Source organism: Serratia proteamaculans (assembly GCF_946227095.1).
GTDB lineage: Bacteria > Pseudomonadota > Gammaproteobacteria > Enterobacterales > Enterobacteriaceae > Serratia > Serratia proteamaculans_E.
The window spans coordinates 21,127-37,929 of record NZ_CAMISV010000008.1; the positions used below are offsets into that span (position 1 = coordinate 21,127).

The 16,803-nt window shown below is 56.5% G+C and carries 17 protein-coding genes; 11 read left to right on the forward strand and 6 right to left on the reverse strand.

Features of this window, described 5'->3' with window-relative positions; translation table 11 throughout:
- Window positions 1-158 precede the first annotated feature (158 nt).
- Window positions 159-584, forward strand: a complete 426-nt coding sequence (locus OC597_RS16540) for a GNAT family acetyltransferase (RefSeq protein ID WP_129936646.1) — start codon at window positions 159-161, stop codon at window positions 582-584.
- 43 nt (window positions 585-627) lie between these two features.
- On the opposite strand, the gene OC597_RS16545 is transcribed toward OC597_RS16540, so the two are convergent.
- On the reverse strand, window positions 628-1,026 hold the full coding sequence (locus OC597_RS16545; protein WP_262209627.1) for a YgiW/YdeI family stress tolerance OB fold protein: 399 nt from the start codon (window positions 1,024-1,026) through the stop codon (window positions 628-630).
- A gap of 174 nt (window positions 1,027-1,200) precedes the next feature.
- On the opposite strand from OC597_RS16545, the gene OC597_RS16550 reads away from it, so the two are divergent.
- The 8 genes from OC597_RS16550 (at window position 1,201) to cysM (ending at window position 8,419) form a co-directional block, all read left to right on the forward strand.
- Window positions 1,201-1,665, forward strand: coding sequence for a DUF2919 domain-containing protein (locus OC597_RS16550; protein WP_261258459.1), 465 nt, complete (start codon window positions 1,201-1,203; stop codon window positions 1,663-1,665).
- Window positions 1,666-1,794: 129 nt separating this feature from the next.
- Complete coding sequence (locus OC597_RS16555; RefSeq protein ID WP_112348733.1) at window positions 1,795-2,379, forward strand: RpoE-regulated lipoprotein; 585 nt, start codon at window positions 1,795-1,797, stop codon at window positions 2,377-2,379.
- A 167-nt stretch (window positions 2,380-2,546) separates the two neighbouring features.
- The gene (locus OC597_RS16560; protein ID WP_262209628.1) at window positions 2,547-3,446 is read left to right on the forward strand and encodes a Dyp-type peroxidase; all 900 of its coding nucleotides are present in this window, start codon (window positions 2,547-2,549) and stop codon (window positions 3,444-3,446) included.
- Window positions 3,447-3,646: 200 nt separating this feature from the next.
- Window positions 3,647-4,669, forward strand: a complete 1,023-nt coding sequence (locus OC597_RS16565) for a sulfate ABC transporter substrate-binding protein (RefSeq protein ID WP_261285095.1) — start codon at window positions 3,647-3,649, stop codon at window positions 4,667-4,669.
- Entirely contained in the window at window positions 4,669-5,502 is an 834-nt protein-coding gene (cysT, locus tag OC597_RS16570) for a sulfate/thiosulfate ABC transporter permease CysT (protein WP_085118028.1), read from the forward strand. The genes OC597_RS16565 and cysT overlap by 1 nt, the downstream gene beginning before the upstream one ends.
- The gene (gene cysW, locus OC597_RS16575; protein WP_261258449.1) at window positions 5,502-6,377 is read left to right on the forward strand and encodes a sulfate/thiosulfate ABC transporter permease CysW; all 876 of its coding nucleotides are present in this window, start codon (window positions 5,502-5,504) and stop codon (window positions 6,375-6,377) included. The genes cysT and cysW overlap by 1 nt, the downstream gene beginning before the upstream one ends.
- Window positions 6,367-7,455, forward strand: coding sequence for a sulfate/thiosulfate ABC transporter ATP-binding protein CysA (gene cysA, locus OC597_RS16580; protein WP_099063635.1), 1,089 nt, complete (start codon window positions 6,367-6,369; stop codon window positions 7,453-7,455). The genes cysW and cysA overlap by 11 nt, the downstream gene beginning before the upstream one ends.
- Before the next feature lie 82 nt (window positions 7,456-7,537).
- Entirely contained in the window at window positions 7,538-8,419 is an 882-nt protein-coding gene (gene cysM / locus OC597_RS16585; protein WP_085118023.1) for a cysteine synthase CysM, read from the forward strand.
- 3 nt (window positions 8,420-8,422) lie between these two features.
- Here cysM and OC597_RS16590 read toward each other — a convergent pair whose 3' ends face one another.
- Both OC597_RS16590 and OC597_RS16595 read right to left on the reverse strand, forming a co-directional pair.
- Window positions 8,423-10,372, reverse strand: coding sequence for a MacB family efflux pump subunit (locus OC597_RS16590; protein ID WP_262209630.1), 1,950 nt, complete (start codon window positions 10,370-10,372; stop codon window positions 8,423-8,425).
- Between the two features lie 2 nt (window positions 10,373-10,374).
- On the reverse strand, window positions 10,375-11,568 hold the full coding sequence (locus OC597_RS16595) for an efflux RND transporter periplasmic adaptor subunit (protein WP_262209632.1): 1,194 nt from the start codon (window positions 11,566-11,568) through the stop codon (window positions 10,375-10,377).
- 175 nt (window positions 11,569-11,743) lie between these two features.
- Between OC597_RS16595 and OC597_RS16600 the strand changes: the two genes are divergently transcribed.
- The gene (locus OC597_RS16600) at window positions 11,744-12,424 is read left to right on the forward strand and encodes a response regulator transcription factor (RefSeq protein ID WP_012146164.1); all 681 of its coding nucleotides are present in this window, start codon (window positions 11,744-11,746) and stop codon (window positions 12,422-12,424) included.
- A gap of 5 nt (window positions 12,425-12,429) precedes the next feature.
- A complete protein-coding gene (locus OC597_RS16605) occupies window positions 12,430-13,758 on the forward strand; it encodes an ATP-binding protein (RefSeq protein ID WP_261285092.1) in 1,329 nt (442 codons plus the stop codon).
- Window positions 13,759-13,834: 76 nt separating this feature from the next.
- Here the strand turns inward: OC597_RS16605 and crr are convergent, their stop codons facing one another.
- Genes crr through ptsH form a run of 3 tightly spaced genes read right to left on the reverse strand, consistent with a single transcriptional unit; the run spans window position 13,835 to window position 16,425 of the window.
- Window positions 13,835-14,344 (reverse strand): PTS glucose transporter subunit IIA, encoded by a 510-nt coding sequence (gene crr, locus OC597_RS16610; RefSeq protein WP_085118019.1) that lies wholly within the window; start codon window positions 14,342-14,344, stop codon window positions 13,835-13,837.
- A gap of 49 nt (window positions 14,345-14,393) precedes the next feature.
- On the reverse strand, window positions 14,394-16,121 hold the full coding sequence (ptsI, locus tag OC597_RS16615; protein WP_261258437.1) for a phosphoenolpyruvate-protein phosphotransferase PtsI: 1,728 nt from the start codon (window positions 16,119-16,121) through the stop codon (window positions 14,394-14,396).
- Window positions 16,122-16,167: 46 nt separating this feature from the next.
- Window positions 16,168-16,425: a phosphocarrier protein Hpr gene (ptsH, locus tag OC597_RS16620; RefSeq protein ID WP_004936458.1), complete on the reverse strand. Its 258-nt coding sequence runs from the start codon at window positions 16,423-16,425 to the stop codon at window positions 16,168-16,170.
- Window positions 16,426-16,803 lie beyond the last annotated feature (378 nt).

Genomic DNA, 16,803 nt, shown 5'->3' on the forward strand with positions numbered 1-16,803 from the left:
TTGATAATCATTAATCGACCTGATAACTATGTCCATTTATTACTCGTGTTACCGGTGATTTCTACATAATTGAGGGGGGAAATCACAGTTTGATATTGCGTAAGTGAGTAATCACGCGATAATCAGATAAACATCTTAATTAACAGCGGCGAACATCGATGGAAATTCGCGTATTTCGACAAGACGACTTTGAAGAAATCATTACCCTGTGGGAGCGCTGCGATCTGCTGCGACCGTGGAACGATCCTGAGATGGATATTGAGCGCAAATTGAATCACGATCCGGATCTGTTTCTGGTCGCCGAAGTGGGCGGTGAAGTGGTGGGCTCAGTGATGGGCGGTTACGACGGCCATCGTGGCTCGGCGTATTATCTGGGGGTACACCCGGATTATCGTGGGCGGGGCATCGCCAATGCGTTGATTAGCCGCCTCGAAAAGAAGCTGATTGCGCGCGGTTGCCCGAAGATCCAACTAATGGTGCGGGAAGATAACGATACGGTGATCGAGATGTATGAAAAGCTCGGTTACGAAATCCAGAACGTCACCAGCCTGGGCAAACGACTGATCGAAGATCAGGAATATTGAGTGGCACTTTGGGCGGTGAAGCTTCACCGCCCTTTGCTACCGGTTACGGCAGTTTTTTGATGTTCTTCACATCCACTTCGACACTGCTCCAGTCTTTATCCACTTTCCCTTCCAACTGCACTTTATCTTTCGGGGTGATGGTCTGGCCGTTCCAGCGTTTTTTGTCGATCTCTACCGTCAGGGTGCCGCTGGCATCGCGGAAGGTATAGGTGTCGTCACCGACGCGCTGCTCAATGTTGCCCTGCAGCATCACCCAGGTGTCATCGCTCATCGACTTAACCTTGTCTACGGTGGTCAGCGCGGCGCTGGGGCCGGAGAAGCCGCCTTGCTGGGTGTTTTGCGTTTGCGTCTGCGGTACTGCAGGATCAAGGAACCCACCTTGCTGTGCCAAAACCGGTGCGCTGCACAGGGCGATTAATGCGGCCAGGGTATATTTTTTCATTTGAAGCTTCCTTATCTCAATCGAGAATTAAAGCCCTGCCAATCAGGACTGCTGGTTTGATGGGGTTAAGTAAAGCATGAAAATCTTAAGGGGTTCTTAAGCGTGCGCATTGAAAACTATAAATCGGGCTCCCATTTGAAGGAGTAATCAAATGAAATTGGCAAGGAATCGACGTTGAAGCCACTCCCACCCCGTTTTTCCCCCGACGATTACGATCATCACGGCGCGCTGCGTTTGCCGCTGTGGTTTTGGGGCGTGCTGGTTTTACAGGCCCGCACCTGGATCCTGTTCGTGATGGCCGGTGCCTCACGCCAGCAGGGGGAAGGGCTGCTGCAGCTGTTTTACCCGGATACCCAAAGGTTCTGGTTCGGCATCATATTGGGGCTGCCGGCGGCACTGGCATTTTTGTTAGCCCCGCGCCGTCACCAGTGGCCACGCTTGTGGCGAGCCTGGCGTTGGGTACTTTGCCTCTCGCTACTGGCGGCGCTGGGTGGTTCGCTGTTCAGCCTGTGGCAGCAGGCCGACAATCAGCCGCCGCTGGAGGTTGTTCTGGTGCTGCTTGATGCGTTGGCACTGGCCTACCTGCTACTGAATGAACGCCTGAAAGCCTGCTTTGCCGTGCAGGACGAGGCGGGGTAATTGCCGCCGGCTGCGGCACTTTTCCTATTTTCCGCACTCCAAGCTCGCAACCGATGGCGAAGCGTGGGCAGTTATGAGAGGCTGACACGCAGCAAAACGCCGAGCGCGCTTGATATTAAGGAGTTAGAAATGAATATTCGCCCCCTGCTGTTAGGGCTCCCGCTGTTACTGACCGGCTGTTCGACGATGTCCAACTTCTCCTGGTCGAGCCTGTCACCGCTTAACTGGTTTGGCAGCAGTCTTGAGGTCAGTGCCAAGGGCGTTGGTGAACTCAATGCAGGTACCCCAATGTCGGAAAGCGCTATTAACGACGGGTTGAATGGCGATTACCGCCTGCGCGGCGGCATGGCCACCAGTCAGGGCCAGATTGTTTCTTACTATCAGGCGATGGACGGCAACGACGTGAAGCTGGTGATCACCGGTGAACCCAAGGGCCACGTGCAGCGTGTGGACGTGATGGACAGCAAAGTGGCAACCGAGTGGGGCAGCAAACTCGGCACGCCGTTCAGCGATCTGTACAGCAAAGCGTTCGGCGCCTGTAAACCGGCCGACGGCGATGATGCCGGCAAGGTGGAGTGCGTGGCGGAGCAGAGCAAGTACGTCACCTACATCTTCAGCGGTAAATGGGCCGGTCCGCAGGACATCATCCCACCGGATGACACGCTGAAAAGCTGGACGGTCAGCAAGATCATCTGGCACGCCAAACCCCAGTAAACCTTTCTTTTTGGGCGCCCAATCCGCGGCGCCCCCGCTCCCCTCATCATGACGGATATCCTTATTTTCTTTGCGTTCGGGCAAGGCAATTACCCTTGCTTGCGGTATGATGCTGCGCATTCGTAACAGGCCACTGTTACCCGATTCTGCTATAGAGGATAACGACAATGACACAGGTTCAGAGCGGCATTTTGCTGGAACACTGCCGTTTCGCCATTTTTATGGAAGCCACCGTGCAGGGCGAATTCGCCGATTTACGCCAGGGCTGCAAGCAGTTTTGCCAGACCTTGACCGAGCTGCAACAGCAGTTCCCCGATGCGCATTTGGGCGCGGTGATCGCCTTTGGCTACGACGTTTGGCATGACCTGTCCAGCGGCCAGGGTGCCAAAGAGCTGAAGCCATTCACCCCGCTCGGCAAAGGGCTGGCACCGGCCACCCAGCGCGACCTGCTGATCCATATTCAATCCCTGCGTCATGACGTTAACTTCACGCTGGCCCAGGCCGCACTGGCGGCGTTTGGCAACGCCATCAAAATTGAAGAAGAAACCCACGGTTTCCGCTGGGTAGAAGAGCGTGACCTGAGCGGCTTTATCGACGGCACGGAAAACCCGCAGGGCGAGCAACGTCCGGAAGTGGCGGTGATTGCCGAAGGCGAAGAAGATGCCGGCGGCAGCTACGTGCTGGTGCAGCGTTACGAACACAACCTGCGTCAGTGGCAACGTTTCACCCCCGAGCAGCAAGAGCAGATTATCGGCCGCACCAAGCAGGATAGCGAAGAGTTGCCGCCGGAGCAGCGTCCGGATACCTCGCATGTCAGCCGTGTCGATCTGAAAGAAGACGGCAAGGGCCTGAAGATCCTGCGCCAGAGCCTGCCTTACGGCACCGCCAACGGCAAGCACGGGCTGTATTTTATCGCCTACTGCGCGCGCCTGCATAACATCGAAAAACAGCTGCTGAGCATGTTTGGCGATCTGGACGGCAAACGCGATGCGATGCTGCGTTTCAGCCGTGCAGTGACCGGCAGCTATTACTTTGCGCCATCACTGACGCGTCTGCTGTCGCTTTAACTCCTCCACCGGGGTTGGCCACGCCAGCTCCGGTTTTATATCCCCCTCCGCCATGCCGCTCCGCTCCTGCCTTATAGCGTTTGATGCTTGAAAATCACTAAACGGTATATAAAAGCGTTACAGCTCCGCACCTAGTTATAAATACACTGGTCAACATCAGGGCGAAAGCCCGACAGATTGACTCAGTTATAAGGTGCACAATGAAACATACGCGGGTTAAAAATATCGTACTGAAAGGATGGCTGGCGGCGGCGCTGTTAGCCAGCGGCACCGTATCGGCAACCGAATTGCTGAACAGCTCCTATGACGTTTCCCGTGAATTGTTTACTGCGCTGAACCCAGGCTTTGAACAGCAGTGGAACCAGCAGCATCCGGGCGACAAGTTGACCATCAAGCAATCCCACGCTGGCTCTTCCAAGCAGGCGCTGGCGATCCTGCAAGGATTACGCGCCGATGTGGTGACCTACAACCAGGTGACCGACGTGCAGATCCTGCACGATCGCGGCCAACTGATCCCGGCCGACTGGCAGACACGTTTACCGAACAACAGCTCACCTTTCTATTCCACCATGGCTTTCCTGGTACGCAAGGACAATCCAAAAGGCATTCATAGCTGGAACGATTTGGTGCGTGACGACGTGAAGCTGGTATTCCCGAACCCGAAAACCTCCGGTAACGGCCGTTATACCTATCTGGCCGCCTGGGGGGCTGCCAGCCAGGCAGATGGCAACGATCAGACCAAAACCCGCGCCTTTATGACCCGCTTTTTGAAAAACGTCCTGGTGTTTGACACCGGCGGCCGTGGCGCGACCACCACCTTCGTGGAACGGGGTCTGGGTGACGTGCTGATCAGCTTTGAGTCGGAAGTGAACAATATTCGCAAGCAGTATGGTGAAGACAAATACGAAGTGATTGTGCCGCCGGTCGATATTCTGGCGGAGTTCCCGGTGGCCTGGGTAGATAAAAATGTGGCAAGAAACGGCACCGAACAGGCGGCCAAAGACTACCTGAATTATCTCTACAGCCCGGCAGCCCAGCAGGTGATCACCAGCTACTACTATCGCGTTTACGACAAGCAGGCGATGGCAGCGGCCAAGGGCCAGTTCCCGGAGACCAAGCTGTTCCGGGTGGAAGATCAGTTTGGCGGCTGGCCGCAGGTGATGAAAACGCATTTCTCCACCGGTGGCGAGTTGGATCAACTGTTAGCCGCAGGGCGTAAGTAATGTTGACGTTGACCAGCAAGCGGGTTTTGCCTGGGTTCGGCCTCAGTCTGGGGAGCAGCCTGTTTTATACCTGCCTGATCCTGCTGTTGCCGCTCAGTGCGCTGGTGATGCAGTTGGCTCAGATGAGCCTGGCGCAGTATTGGGAAGTGATTTCCAACCCGCAGGTGGTGGCGGCCTATAAAGTCACGCTGCTGGCGGCGGGCGTCGCCAGCCTGTTTAACGCGGTGTTCGGCATGCTGATGGCCTGGATCCTCACCCGCTATCGTTTTCCGGGTCGCACGCTGCTGGACGGCCTGATCGATTTGCCGTTCGCGCTGCCGACTGCAGTGGCCGGTCTGACGCTGGCGGGACTGTTTTCCACCACCGGTTGGTATGGCCAGTGGTTGGCGCATTTTGACATCAAGGTGACTTTCACCTGGCTGGGGATTGCGGTGGCGATGGCATTTACCAGCCTGCCGTTCGTGGTACGTACCGTACAGCCGGTACTGGAAGAACTGGGGCCGGAATATGAAGAAGCGGCGGAAACCCTGGGTGCAACCCGCTGGCAGAGCTTCCGCCGTGTGGTCATGCCCGAGCTGGCACCGGCGCTGCTGGCCGGTACGGCCATCTCCTTTACCCGCAGCCTGGGCGAGTTTGGTGCGGTGATTTTTATTGCCGGCAACATCGCCTGGAAGACGGAAGTGACCTCGCTGATGATTTTTGTTCGTCTGCAGGAATTTGATTATCCGGCGGCCAGTGCGATTGCCTCGGTGATCCTGGCGGCCTCGCTGCTGTTGCTGTTCAGCATTAACGTTCTGCAGAGCCGCTTTGGCCGACGCATCGGGGGGCACTGATGGCGGATATCTCTGAGTTCAACGGTGTCGAACGCCCGCGTGTCAACTGGGGCAAGTGGACGCTGATCGGTATCGGCGTACTGTTTTCGGTACTGCTGCTGGTGGTGCCGATCATTTCAATTTTCGCCGAGGCCTTTTCCAAGGGCATTGGCGCGATGTGGGGCAACCTGGTCGATCACGACATGTTGCACGCCATTTGGCTGACGGTGCTGATCGCTTTGATTACCGTGCCGTTCAACCTGGTTTTTGGCACCTTGCTGGCCTGGTTGGTGACGCGTTTCACCTTTCCCGGTCGCCAGCTGCTGCTGACGCTGATCGATATCCCGTTCGCCGTTTCACCGGTGGTTGCGGGGCTGATTTATCTGTTGTTTTACGGCAGCAATGGCCTGCTGGGCGGTTGGCTGGATGCACATAATATTCAGGTGATGTTCTCCTGGCCGGGCATGGTGCTGGTGACCATTTTCGTGACCTGTCCGTTCGTGGTGCGTGAGCTGGTGCCGATGATGCTTAGCCAGGGCAGCCAGGAAGACGAAGCTGCCATTTTACTCGGCGCTTCCGGCTGGCAGATGTTCCGCCGGGTGACGCTGCCAAACATTCGCTGGGCGCTGTTGTACGGCGTGGTACTGACCAACGCGCGCGCCATCGGTGAATTCGGCGCGGTCTCGGTAGTGTCCGGTTCTATTCGCGGTGAGACCTTCAGCCTGCCGCTGCAGGTTGAGTTATTGCAACAGGACTACAACACGGTCGGTTCCTTTACCGCCGCCGGTTTGCTGACCCTGATGGCGATAGTGACCCTATTTTTGAAGAGTGGCCTGCAATGGCGTCTGGAACGTCAGAATGCACGTCTCGAGCGGGAGGAAAATCATGAGCATTGAGATTAACGGTATCAACAAGTTTTTCGGTCGTACCAAGGTATTGAACGATATCTCGCTCGATATTGCCTCCGGTGAGATGGTGGCGCTGCTGGGGCCTTCCGGCTCCGGTAAAACCACGTTGCTGCGCATTATCGCCGGGCTGGAAAGCCAGAGCGGCGGCAAGCTGGGCTTCCACGGCACCGACGTCAGCCATGTGCATGCCCGCGATCGTCGGGTGGGCTTCGTGTTCCAGCATTACGCGCTGTTCCGCCATATGACGGTGTTCGACAACATCGCCTTCGGCCTGAGCGTGCTGCCGCGCCGTGAGCGCCCGAATGCCGCGGCGATCAAACAAAAAGTGACCCAGTTATTGGAAATGGTGCAGTTGAGCCACCTGGCTAGTCGCTACCCGTCACAGCTTTCCGGTGGCCAGAAGCAGCGCGTTGCCCTGGCACGTGCACTGGCGGTCGAACCGCAAATCCTGCTGCTGGACGAACCCTTCGGCGCGCTGGATGCACAGGTGCGTAAAGAGCTGCGTCGCTGGCTGCGCCAACTGCATGAAGAGCTGAAATTCACCAGCGTGTTTGTCACCCACGATCAGGAAGAGGCGATGGAAGTGGCCGACCGTATCGTGGTGATGAGCCAGGGCAATATTGAACAGGTCGGTTCGCCGGAAGAGATTGTGCGTGAACCGGCCAGCCGCTTCGTGCTGGAATTTATGGGCGAAGTGAACCGCCTGAGCGGCGAGATCCGCGGCTCGCAACTGTTCGTCGGTGCGCACCAGTGGCCGCTGTCGTTCCAGCCGATGCATCAGGGCAGCGTGGATTTGTTCCTGCGGCCCTGGGAAATGGAAGTGGGCACCGAAAGCAGCGACCGCTGCCCGCTGCCGGTACAGGTGCTGGAAGTCAGCCCACGCGGCCATTTCTGGCAGATGACCGTACAGCCCATCGGCTGGCATCAGGAACCGATCAGCGTAGTGCTGCCGGATGGCAACGAACCCCCGGTACGCGGCGGCCGTTACTACGTTGGCAGCCTGAATGCGCGTCTGTATGCCGGTGACCAACTGCTACAACCTGTTGCGTTAGCTAAAAGCGCCTGATAGTTTTTAGCCCCCAACTTCATTTTAAAGGCAACCCCGGGGTTGCCTTTTTACATTACGTACTTCAACACAGGCCAAGATCGTGACAACGCTTGAACAATGCATCGGGAATACCCCGCTGGTAAAATTACAACGTCTGGCCGCAGGACTGGGCAGCGAGGTTTGGCTCAAACTGGAAGGCAATAATCCGGCGGGTTCGGTGAAGGATCGCGCCGCGCTGGCGATGATCCAACAGGCGGAGCTGCGCGGTGAGATAAAGCCCGGCGATCGGTTGATCGAAGCCACCAGTGGTAACACCGGCATTGCGCTGGCGATGATCGCGGCGCTGAAAGGCTATTCGATGACCCTGCTGATGCCGGAAAACATGAGCCTGGAACGCCAGGCGGCGATGCGCGCCTATGGTGCAGAGCTGATCCTGGTCAGCAGGGAAGTGGGGATGGAAGGCGCGCGCGATCTGGCGCTGGAAATGCAGAATCAGGGGCAGGGCAAGGTGCTGGATCAGTTCAATAATCTGGACAACCCTTATGCCCACTTCACCACCACCGGTCCGGAAATCTGGCAGCAGAGCCATCAACGGGTGACCCATTTCGTTTCCAGCATGGGTACCACCGGCACCATTACCGGCGTGGGCGGCTACCTGAAGAGCCAAAATCCTCAGGTGCAGATTATCGGCCTGCAACCTGCAGAAGGCAGTAATATTCCCGGCATTCGCCGCTGGGCACCGGCCTACCTGCCGGGCATCTTCCGTCCGGAACTGGTGGATCAGGTGCTGGACATTGAGCAAACCGATGCCGAACAGACCATGCGCCAGTTGGCACAGCGCGAAGGCATTTTCTGCGGCGTCAGCTCCGGCGGTGCGGTAGCCGGTGCGCTACAAATTGCGGCAGCCAATCCGGGCAGCGTGATAGTGGCGATCATCTGCGATCGCGGCGATCGCTATCTCTCCACCGGCGTTTTTGCCTGAGTATTATTCCCTTTCCAACGCATGTATCGGATCCATCCCGGCGGCGCGTTTCGCCGGGAAGAAGCCAAAAATCACCCCAATCAACGTCGAACAGATAAAAGCGGCGACGATGGATCCGGTGGAATAAACCATCTTGAAGTTGTCGCTGAATTGGCTGAACACCACGCCGATCGCCAGTGACAACAAGACCCCCAGCGCGCCGCCCAGCAGGCACACCAGCACCGCCTCAATCAAGAACTGTTGCATGATGTCGCTGGCGCGGGCACCCACCGCCATGCGGACGCCAATTTCACGCGTGCGCTCGGTGACCGACACCAGCATGATATTCATCACCCCAATCCCGCCGACCACCAGCGAAATCAGCGCGATCATCGACACCAGCAAGGTCAGGGTAGCGGTGGTCTGTTCAATGGTCTGGCGGATGCTGTCGGTGTTCATCACGAAGAAGTCTTTGCCGCCGTGGCGTTGGCTCAGCAGGCGAGTGACGCCGTCTTCGGCGCTGGTGAGATCGATATCGTCGTTAACCCGCACGGTAATGCTTTTCAGGTAGCTCTGGCCCAGCATGCGCTTCATGGCGGTGGTGTAGGGGATCCAGACGTTGAGGTTTTCATCGCTGCCGAAGCCGCTCTGTTTTTTGGCGGCGACGCCGATAATGCGACACGGCAACGAACCGAGCAGGATCACTTCGCCCAATGGATTGGCGCCATGGGGAAACAGTTTGTCGCGGGTATTTTCGTCGATCACCGCTTCCTGCATCAGATGGTCGACGCTCTGACGGTTAAACGCCATACCGCTGTCAATGTGATAGCCGCGCACCAGAAAATACTGTTCACCGACGCCGTTGACCGTGCCGCTGACCGACTGATTGCCATAGCGAAAAGTGGTGCTGCTGGAAACGGTCGGCGTCACGCTGTGCACGTAGTTCTGCTGCGCCAGTGCGTCGGCATCGGTAGCGCGCAGCGTTTGCACTGCGGCTGAACGCATATCGCCGAAATCCTTGCCCGGATAGACCTCCAGCGTACTGGTCCCCATGGCACTAATGTTCGCCAGCACCTGCTGTTGGGAGCCTTTGCCCAGTGCCACCACCGAGACCACCGAGGCGATGCCGATAATAATGCCGAGCATGGTCAGCAAGGTGCGCAGCCGTTGGGAAGCCATCGCCAGCAGCGCCATTTTAAACGCCTCACGCAGGCGGTCGCGTTGTGATTGCCAATGACTGCTGGTGCTAGCCGGCCTTTTTGGCAGGCGTGCGACGCTCTGGGCGCTTTTCTGCCGGTCGGCGATGATTTCGCCGTCGCTGAGCTCAATGATGCGCTGGGCATGTTCGGCGATCTGCATGTCGTGGGTGACAATCACCACCGTGTGGCCGCGGGCGTGCAGGTTTTTCAGGATGCCCATCACCTCCTGGCCACTGTGACTGTCCAGCGCGCCGGTCGGTTCGTCCGCCAGGATCACTTCGCCACCGTTCATCAATGCACGGGCGATGCTGACCCGTTGCTGCTGGCCGCCGGAGAGCTGGCTGGGACGGTAATCCAGCCGTTGCGCCAAACCAAGCCGCTGCAACAAATTGGCGGCGCGCTGTCGGCGTGCACTACGCGCATGGCCCGCATACACCGCCGGTACCTCCACGTTGCCCTGTGCGCTAAGATCGCCCAGCAGATGGTAGCGCTGGAAGATAAAACCAAAGTGTTCGCGGCGCAGTTCGGCCAGGCTATCGCGATCCAGCCACCCGGTGCTGCGACCCGCCACCTGATAATCACCCTCGCTGGGGCGATCAAGGCAACCGAGAATGTTCATCAGCGTCGATTTACCGGAGCCGGAAGCCCCCATGATCGCCACCATTTCGCCCTGATCAATGGTGAGGTTGATATTGTTCAGCACCGTCACGGTTTGCTCACCGGCCTGAAAATGGCGGCTGATGCCGTGCAGTTGCAGCAGAGGTTGTTGGCTCATGATTACATCCCCATCGGCGGCGGGCCCATGCGGCGGGTGCTGCTTTTAGTCGTGGCATTGACCTGGCTGACAATCACTTGCTCGCCGGCCAACACGCCGCTGATGATCTGCGCATCAACGTTGTTATTGATGCCGACCTTGACCGGACGGCGGGCGGTATTGCCCTGTTTATCCACCACCTGTACCCAATCACCCTGTAACGCGGTAGCGGGGATCACCACCGCGTTTTCTACTTTGGCCAGCACGATATACACCTGCGCGGTCATTGAGATGCGCAAAGCGCCGTCCGGGTTGGCTACGTCAAACAGGCCGTTGTAGTAAATCGCGGTGCTGGTGCTGGAGGTACTGCTGGAGCTGCTGGTACTGGATGAGGTGGTGTCGTCATTGATGGAGTCTGGTGCAGGTTCTATCGCCCGCAGGGTAGTGCGGTAGCGCTTGCCCGGCTCACCGAGAATGGTGAAATAGACCGGCATGCCGGTTTTCACCTTTACCACGTCGGCTTCGGAGATTTGCGCTTCGATGGTCATGGTCGCCAGCTGCGCGACTTTGACGATGGTCGGTGCGCTCTGTACCGCGTTCACCGTCTGGCCTTCCTCCACCGGCAGGGCGACGATGGTGCCGTCGATCGGCGAGGTGATTTTGGTGTAACCGAGGTTAACCTGGGCGGTATTGACCGCGATCTGCGCCTGAACCGTCTGTGCGTCCAGCGCATTGATGTCAGCGCGGGTCGCAATCAGTGTGGCCTGGGCGTTATCCAAATCTGCCCGTACACCGACGCCGCGCGCCACTATGGCCTGCTGACGCTGATAAGCGAGCTGATTGTTATGCAGTGCCGCCATCTTGGAAGCTCGCTGGGCCTGAATGTTTTTCAATGCCGCTTCTGCGTCCCTCAGGGCGTTCTGCTGAGTTAAGTCGTCAATCTCAGCCACCCGTTGCCCTTTATGCACTTTATCGCCCAGCATCACGTACAGGGCCTTTATCTGGCCGGAAACCTGGGCGCCGACGCTGACCTGCTTTTGCGCCTCAATGGTGCCGTCGGCCAACACCGTTTGTTCCAGGTCGCGCGTTTGCGCCACCGCAGTGATATAACGGGGTGTTTCTTCGCCGCCTTGCGACCTGAAGTAGAGAAATAAGGCGATAGCAGCCACAATAACGGTAGGCAGCAGATAACGTTTTGAGCGTTGAAACGATGGCATGACGGTGGGATTCCCTGGCATAAAAGCGCGGAAAAAATCTGTTGGCACTAATTTAACGCGCCGTCGGCCGGGCTGCGGTTAAGTGGCGTTCAGGAATATGTAAGGATTGAGTAAAACCGGCTGCGAAGCAGACAAATAGGCGTGAAAATGGCGAAAATCCGCGAAGGAGCAAGGCATGAAAATTTTATTGGTCGATGATGACCTCGAACTCGGCACCATGCTGAGTGAGTACCTGACCGGCGAAGGCTTTAACGCCACGCTGGTGCTGACCGGCAAGGCAGGGGTAGAAGGCGCGCTGTCGGGCGATTACACCGCGATGATCCTCGACATCATGCTGCCGGACATGAGCGGTATCGACGTACTGCGTGACGTGCGTAAAAAGAGCCGCATGCCGATCATCATGCTGACGGCCAAAGGCGATAACATCGATCGGGTTATTGGCCTGGAAATGGGGGCCGACGACTATATGCCCAAGCCGTGCTATCCCCGTGAGCTGGTCGCGCGCCTGCGTGCGGTACTGCGCCGTTTTGACGAGCGTCCGGATGAAGTGGACGACGAGATTGCGATTAATTTTGGTGAGCTGACCCTTAACCCCTCGACCCGCAGCAGTGAATGGCGCGGCAAGGCGTTTGATCTGACCGCTTCCGAGTTCAACCTGCTGGAGCTGCTGCTGCGCGCGCCCGAGCGTGTGGTGTCAAAAGATGAGCTGTCAGAAAAAGGGTTAGGCCGCCCGCGCGAAGCCTATGACCGCAGCGTTGACGTGCATATCAGCAACATTCGCCAGAAGCTGGGGGCGCTGACAGACAACGCGCTCAGCATTGAGACGGTGCGCAGCATCGGCTATCGCATCCGATAATGCCCATGCGCGGAAGACTATTCTGGAAAATCCTGCTCGGCTTCTGGCTGACCTTTATCATCATGACTCAGGCGCTGTGGGTCGCTTTTTCTTTGTATGGCGATCGCTACGAACCGCCAGAAAATGCCATGGCCCGACGGGTGATCGCGCTGCAATTGACGTCGGCCGCCACCCAACTGCGCAGCGGTGGCATGCCTGCGCTGAATGCGATGTTGAAAGACTGGTCGGATGATGATCGACGTTTGCTGTCGGTGACTCCGATGGCGCAGCCTCCGGCATCGGCACCAGAACCCGAGGAGCCGGTGTTTGAAGGCCGCCGGATGCCAAAAGCGATTACCGCCTGGGTAGAAGGTGAGGGCGGTAACGGCTATTGGCTGAGTTATGATATGCGTGGCCTGCGGGAAGAGTATCGCCCCAAAAAGCGTTCGCATTTCTTCAATATTCCCGCGCCGATGCTTTGGGTCGGGGGGCTGGCGGGGCTGTTGTTCAGTGCGGTGCTGGCCTGGAACCTGACCCGGCCGATGCGCAAGCTGCGTGACGGTTTTGATCGCGTGGCGCAGGGGGACTTGTCGGTACGTTTGTTCCCGGCGATGCGCCGACGGCATGATGAACTTTCTGAGGTCGCGCGTGACTTTGACAGCATGGCCGAACGGCTGGAACTGTTGGTCAGCGCCCGTGAGCAGTTGCTGCACGATGTTTCGCACGAGCTGCGTTCGCCGCTGGCCCGCTTGCAATTGGCGATTGGCCTGGCGCGGCAGAATGAGGGTAACGTAGAGAACTCGTTGCAGCGTATTGAGCATGAAGCAGGGCGGCTGGATAAGATGATCGGCGAACTGCTGGCGCTGTCGCGTGCCGAGAACAACAGCCTGCCGGACGAAGAGTATTTCGATCTGTACGGGCTGGTGGACGCGGTGGTGAGCGATGCGCGTTACGAAGCCCAGATCCCTGGCGTGGACATCGTGCTGCAGGCCAGTTCGGACGTGGATTACACCGTCAAGGGCAATGCCGAACTGATGCGGCGTGCGGTAGATAATATCGTGCGTAACGCGTTACGGTTCTCCAGCCACGGACAGCGGGTGACGGTGGTGCTGACGCGTATCGAGCAACTGTTCCAGATTGAGGTCAGCGATCAGGGGCCGGGAGTGGAAGAGTCGAAGCTTTCGAGTATCTTTGATCCGTTCGTCAGGGTGAAATCGGCGATGTCGGGCAAGGGCTACGGGCTGGGGCTGGCGATCACCCGTAAGGTGGTACTGGCGCATGGCGGTCAGGTTGAAGCGCGTAACGGCGAACAGGAAGGGCTGGTGATTACCCTACGGATTCCACGCTGGAGTTAATCGCTATCGTGACGTTGCACAAATGACAGACATAAAAAAACGGCGCCGAGGGCGCCGTTCTTGCGTTCATTCGCTATTACTTCTTGATGCGGATGATCGGGGTCTCGCCAACGGTCACGGTACCGGACAGTTTGATCAGCTCTTTGATCTCGTCCATGTTGGAGATAACCACCGGCGTCAGGATAGACTTGGCTTTCTCTTCCAGCAGGGCCAGATTGAACTCGATGACCACATCGCCTTTCTTGACGCGCTGGCCTTCTTCAGCGATGCGTTTGAAGCCTTCGCCTTTCAGTTCAACGGTGTCGATACCGAAGTGGACAAACAGCTCGATGCCGCTGTCGGATTCGATAGAGAAAGCATGGTTGGTTTCAAAAATTTTACCGATAGTGCCGTCAACCGGAGCAACCATTTTGTTGCCAGTCGGTTTGATAGCAATACCGTCGCCAACGATTTTTTCAGCGAATACTACGTCAGGTACATCTTCGATATTAACGATTTCGCCAGAAAGTGGAGCTACGATCTCGATAGTGCCCGTGTCTTTCTTGTCATCAGAAACCAGAGATTTCAATTTATCGAACAAACCCATGATCTTCTCCTAAGCATTAAATTGGGCGGCGTTCCAGTGTCGTGGAAGTTTAGCAGAGCGTCTTTTCTTCGATGAATTTATTCACGCAATTCATCAGATCTTGCGCCGTTGGCTGTGCCAAGGCTTGCGCTGCCAACGCCTTCACATCTTCGAAATTCGTATTACGAATAATTTTCTTGATGCGCGGGATTGAAATCGCACTCATGCTGAACTCATCCAGCCCCATGCCCAATAACAACAGTGTAGCACGCTCATCACCAGCCAGTTCACCGCACATACCGGTCCACTTGCCTTCTGCGTGAGATGCATCAATAACCTGTTTGATCAGGCCAAGCACTGATGGGGACATCGGGTTATAGAGATGAGAAATCAGCTCGTTGCCGCGATCTACCGCCAGAGTATACTGGGTAAGATCGTTTGTCCCAATACTAAAGAAGTCGACTTCTTTCGCCAGGTGGTGAGCAATCACCGCCGCGGCCGGTGTTTCCACCATCACGCCCACTTCAATTGTTTCGTCAAATGCCTTGGCTTCTTCACGCAGCTGCGCTTTCAGCGTCTCGATTTCACCTTTCAGATCGCGGACTTCTTCCACGGAAATGATCATCGGGAACATGATACGCAGTTTGCCGAACGCGGAGGCGCGCAGGATGGCACGCAGCTGGGCGTGCAGGATTTCTCTGCGGTCCATGGCGATACGGATGGCGCGCCAGCCGAGGAACGGGTTCTCTTCTTTCGGCAGGTTCATGTACGGCAGGTCTTTGTCGCCGCCGATGTCCATGGTGCGGACGATCACCGCCTGCGAGCCCACGGCTTCCGCAACGGCTTTATAGGCCTGGAACTGCTCGTCTTCGGTTGGCAGTGAGTCGCGGTCCATGAACAGGAATTCGGTACGATACAGGCCGACACCTTCAGAGCCGTTACGCTCTGCACCTGCGACGTCGCGCACGGTGCCGATGTTGGCACAGACTTCAACCTGATGACCGTCCAGCGTAATCGCCGGCAGGTCTTTCAGCTTGGCCAGATCGTTTTTCTCGGTCAGGTACTGGTTCTGTTCGGCTTTCAACTTATCGATAACGTCAGCGGTTGGGTTAACGTAAATTTTATTGTTAACCGCGTCCAGAATCAGGTAGTCGTCGTTCTTCACCTGTTTGGTCACATCGCTGGTGCCTACGATTGCCGGCAATTCCAGGGAGCGAGCCATGATGGAGGTGTGGGAAGTTCGGCCGCCGAGATCGGTGATGAAGCCCAGCACTTTGTCCAGGTTCAACTGTGCGGTCTCAGACGGCGTCAGATCGGTAGCTACCAGGATCACTTGGTCCTGGATTGAGCTCAGATCGACGATAGCCAGGCCCAGAATGTTCTGCAGCAGGCGTTTACCGATGTCCCGTACGTCGGCCGCACGTTCTTTCAGGTACTCATCGTCGAGTTCTTCCAGCGCTTTCGCCTGGCCTTCGATGATGGTGTAGGCAGCCGCGTCCGCAGAAGCCAGATCATCTTTGATTAGGGCTATGATTTCCTGCTCAAGCTCTTCGTCTTCCAACAGCATGATATGGCCTTCGAAGATAGCTTCTTTCTCTTCGCCGAAGGTTTCGCCAGCTTTGGTCTTGATTGCTTCCAACTGCACGGATGCCTTGGCGCGGCCATCAAGAAAACGTTGGACTTCCTGCTCTACAGCGTCTGCAGAGATTTTCTTCCGGTTGATGACAATTTCATCTTCTTTCAGTAGGAGAGCCTTACCAAAAGCGATACCCGGTGATACTAAAATGCCTGAAATCATAACCCTACCTTACTCTTGACTGGTGTTAACTAAGAAGACGGGCCGATTACTCAAGCTCTGCCATCAGTTTTACCAGGTGCTCAACGGCTTTCTGCTCGTCTTCACCCTCAGCGGAGATGGTCACTACGGTCCCTTGAGTCAGCCCCAGAGTTTGCAGTTTGAACAGGCTTTTGGCGCTGGCGCTTTTACCGTTAGAGGTCACGGTGATGTCAGACGTGAAGCCTTTGGCTTCTTTCACGAACTGAGCGGCAGGGCGAGTGTGCAGACCATTCGGAGCGGTAATAGTAACTTCTTGCTGGAACATTGATGTTTCCCCAACTTATTGGTGTGTTGTGGAGCTAAAGTTTAGCCCAAGGGTATGACTTTAGCTTGTCTGGTTAGCGCCTGACTATGGTACAGGGGCGAGCATTGATGCAACAGAAAACGACGCGTTAGGCACTTCAGATCAAAAAATTCGGCTTCCGTCGTCGTTTTAATCCGCTCTCCATTATGCCGTGTTTAACGCCTTGGCGACAAATAAGTAAATCGATTCAGCTTAAACCAGAAATGAAGGGTGATTAATTTCGCGCATCGAAATAATGCACCGTTAAATACTAAAGCTGGCGGGTAAAATCAATCTTTGACTGCTATAAACTTTGATCCAGTCCACAAAAAAGCACCCCGAAAGGTGCTTTTTTAGCGA

Bases quoted from the DNA above. Each gene is read 5' to 3' on its own strand.
- OC597_RS16540 (WP_129936646.1), top strand. From the start codon at position 159: ATGGAAATTCGCGTATTTCGACAAGACGACTTTGAAGAAATCATTACC.
- OC597_RS16545 (WP_262209627.1), bottom strand. From the start codon at position 1,026: ATGAAAAAATATACCCTGGCCGCATTAATCGCCCTGTGCAGCGCACCG.
- OC597_RS16555 (WP_112348733.1), top strand. From the start codon at position 1,795: ATGAATATTCGCCCCCTGCTGTTAGGGCTCCCGCTGTTACTGACCGGC.
- OC597_RS16560 (WP_262209628.1), top strand. From the start codon at position 2,547: ATGACACAGGTTCAGAGCGGCATTTTGCTGGAACACTGCCGTTTCGCC.
- OC597_RS16565 (WP_261285095.1), top strand. From the start codon at position 3,647: ATGAAACATACGCGGGTTAAAAATATCGTACTGAAAGGATGGCTGGCG.
- cysT (WP_085118028.1), top strand. From the start codon at position 4,669: ATGTTGACGTTGACCAGCAAGCGGGTTTTGCCTGGGTTCGGCCTCAGT.
- cysW (WP_261258449.1), top strand. From the start codon at position 5,502: ATGGCGGATATCTCTGAGTTCAACGGTGTCGAACGCCCGCGTGTCAAC.
- cysA (WP_099063635.1), top strand. From the start codon at position 6,367: ATGAGCATTGAGATTAACGGTATCAACAAGTTTTTCGGTCGTACCAAG.
- OC597_RS16590 (WP_262209630.1), bottom strand. From the start codon at position 10,372: ATGAGCCAACAACCTCTGCTGCAACTGCACGGCATCAGCCGCCATTTT.
- OC597_RS16595 (WP_262209632.1), bottom strand. From the start codon at position 11,568: ATGCCATCGTTTCAACGCTCAAAACGTTATCTGCTGCCTACCGTTATT.
- OC597_RS16600 (WP_012146164.1), top strand. From the start codon at position 11,744: ATGAAAATTTTATTGGTCGATGATGACCTCGAACTCGGCACCATGCTG.
- OC597_RS16605 (WP_261285092.1), top strand. From the start codon at position 12,430: ATGCGCGGAAGACTATTCTGGAAAATCCTGCTCGGCTTCTGGCTGACC.
- crr (WP_085118019.1), bottom strand. From the start codon at position 14,344: ATGGGTTTGTTCGATAAATTGAAATCTCTGGTTTCTGATGACAAGAAA.
- ptsI (WP_261258437.1), bottom strand. From the start codon at position 16,121: ATGATTTCAGGCATTTTAGTATCACCGGGTATCGCTTTTGGTAAGGCT.
- ptsH (WP_004936458.1), bottom strand. From the start codon at position 16,425: ATGTTCCAGCAAGAAGTTACTATTACCGCTCCGAATGGTCTGCACACT.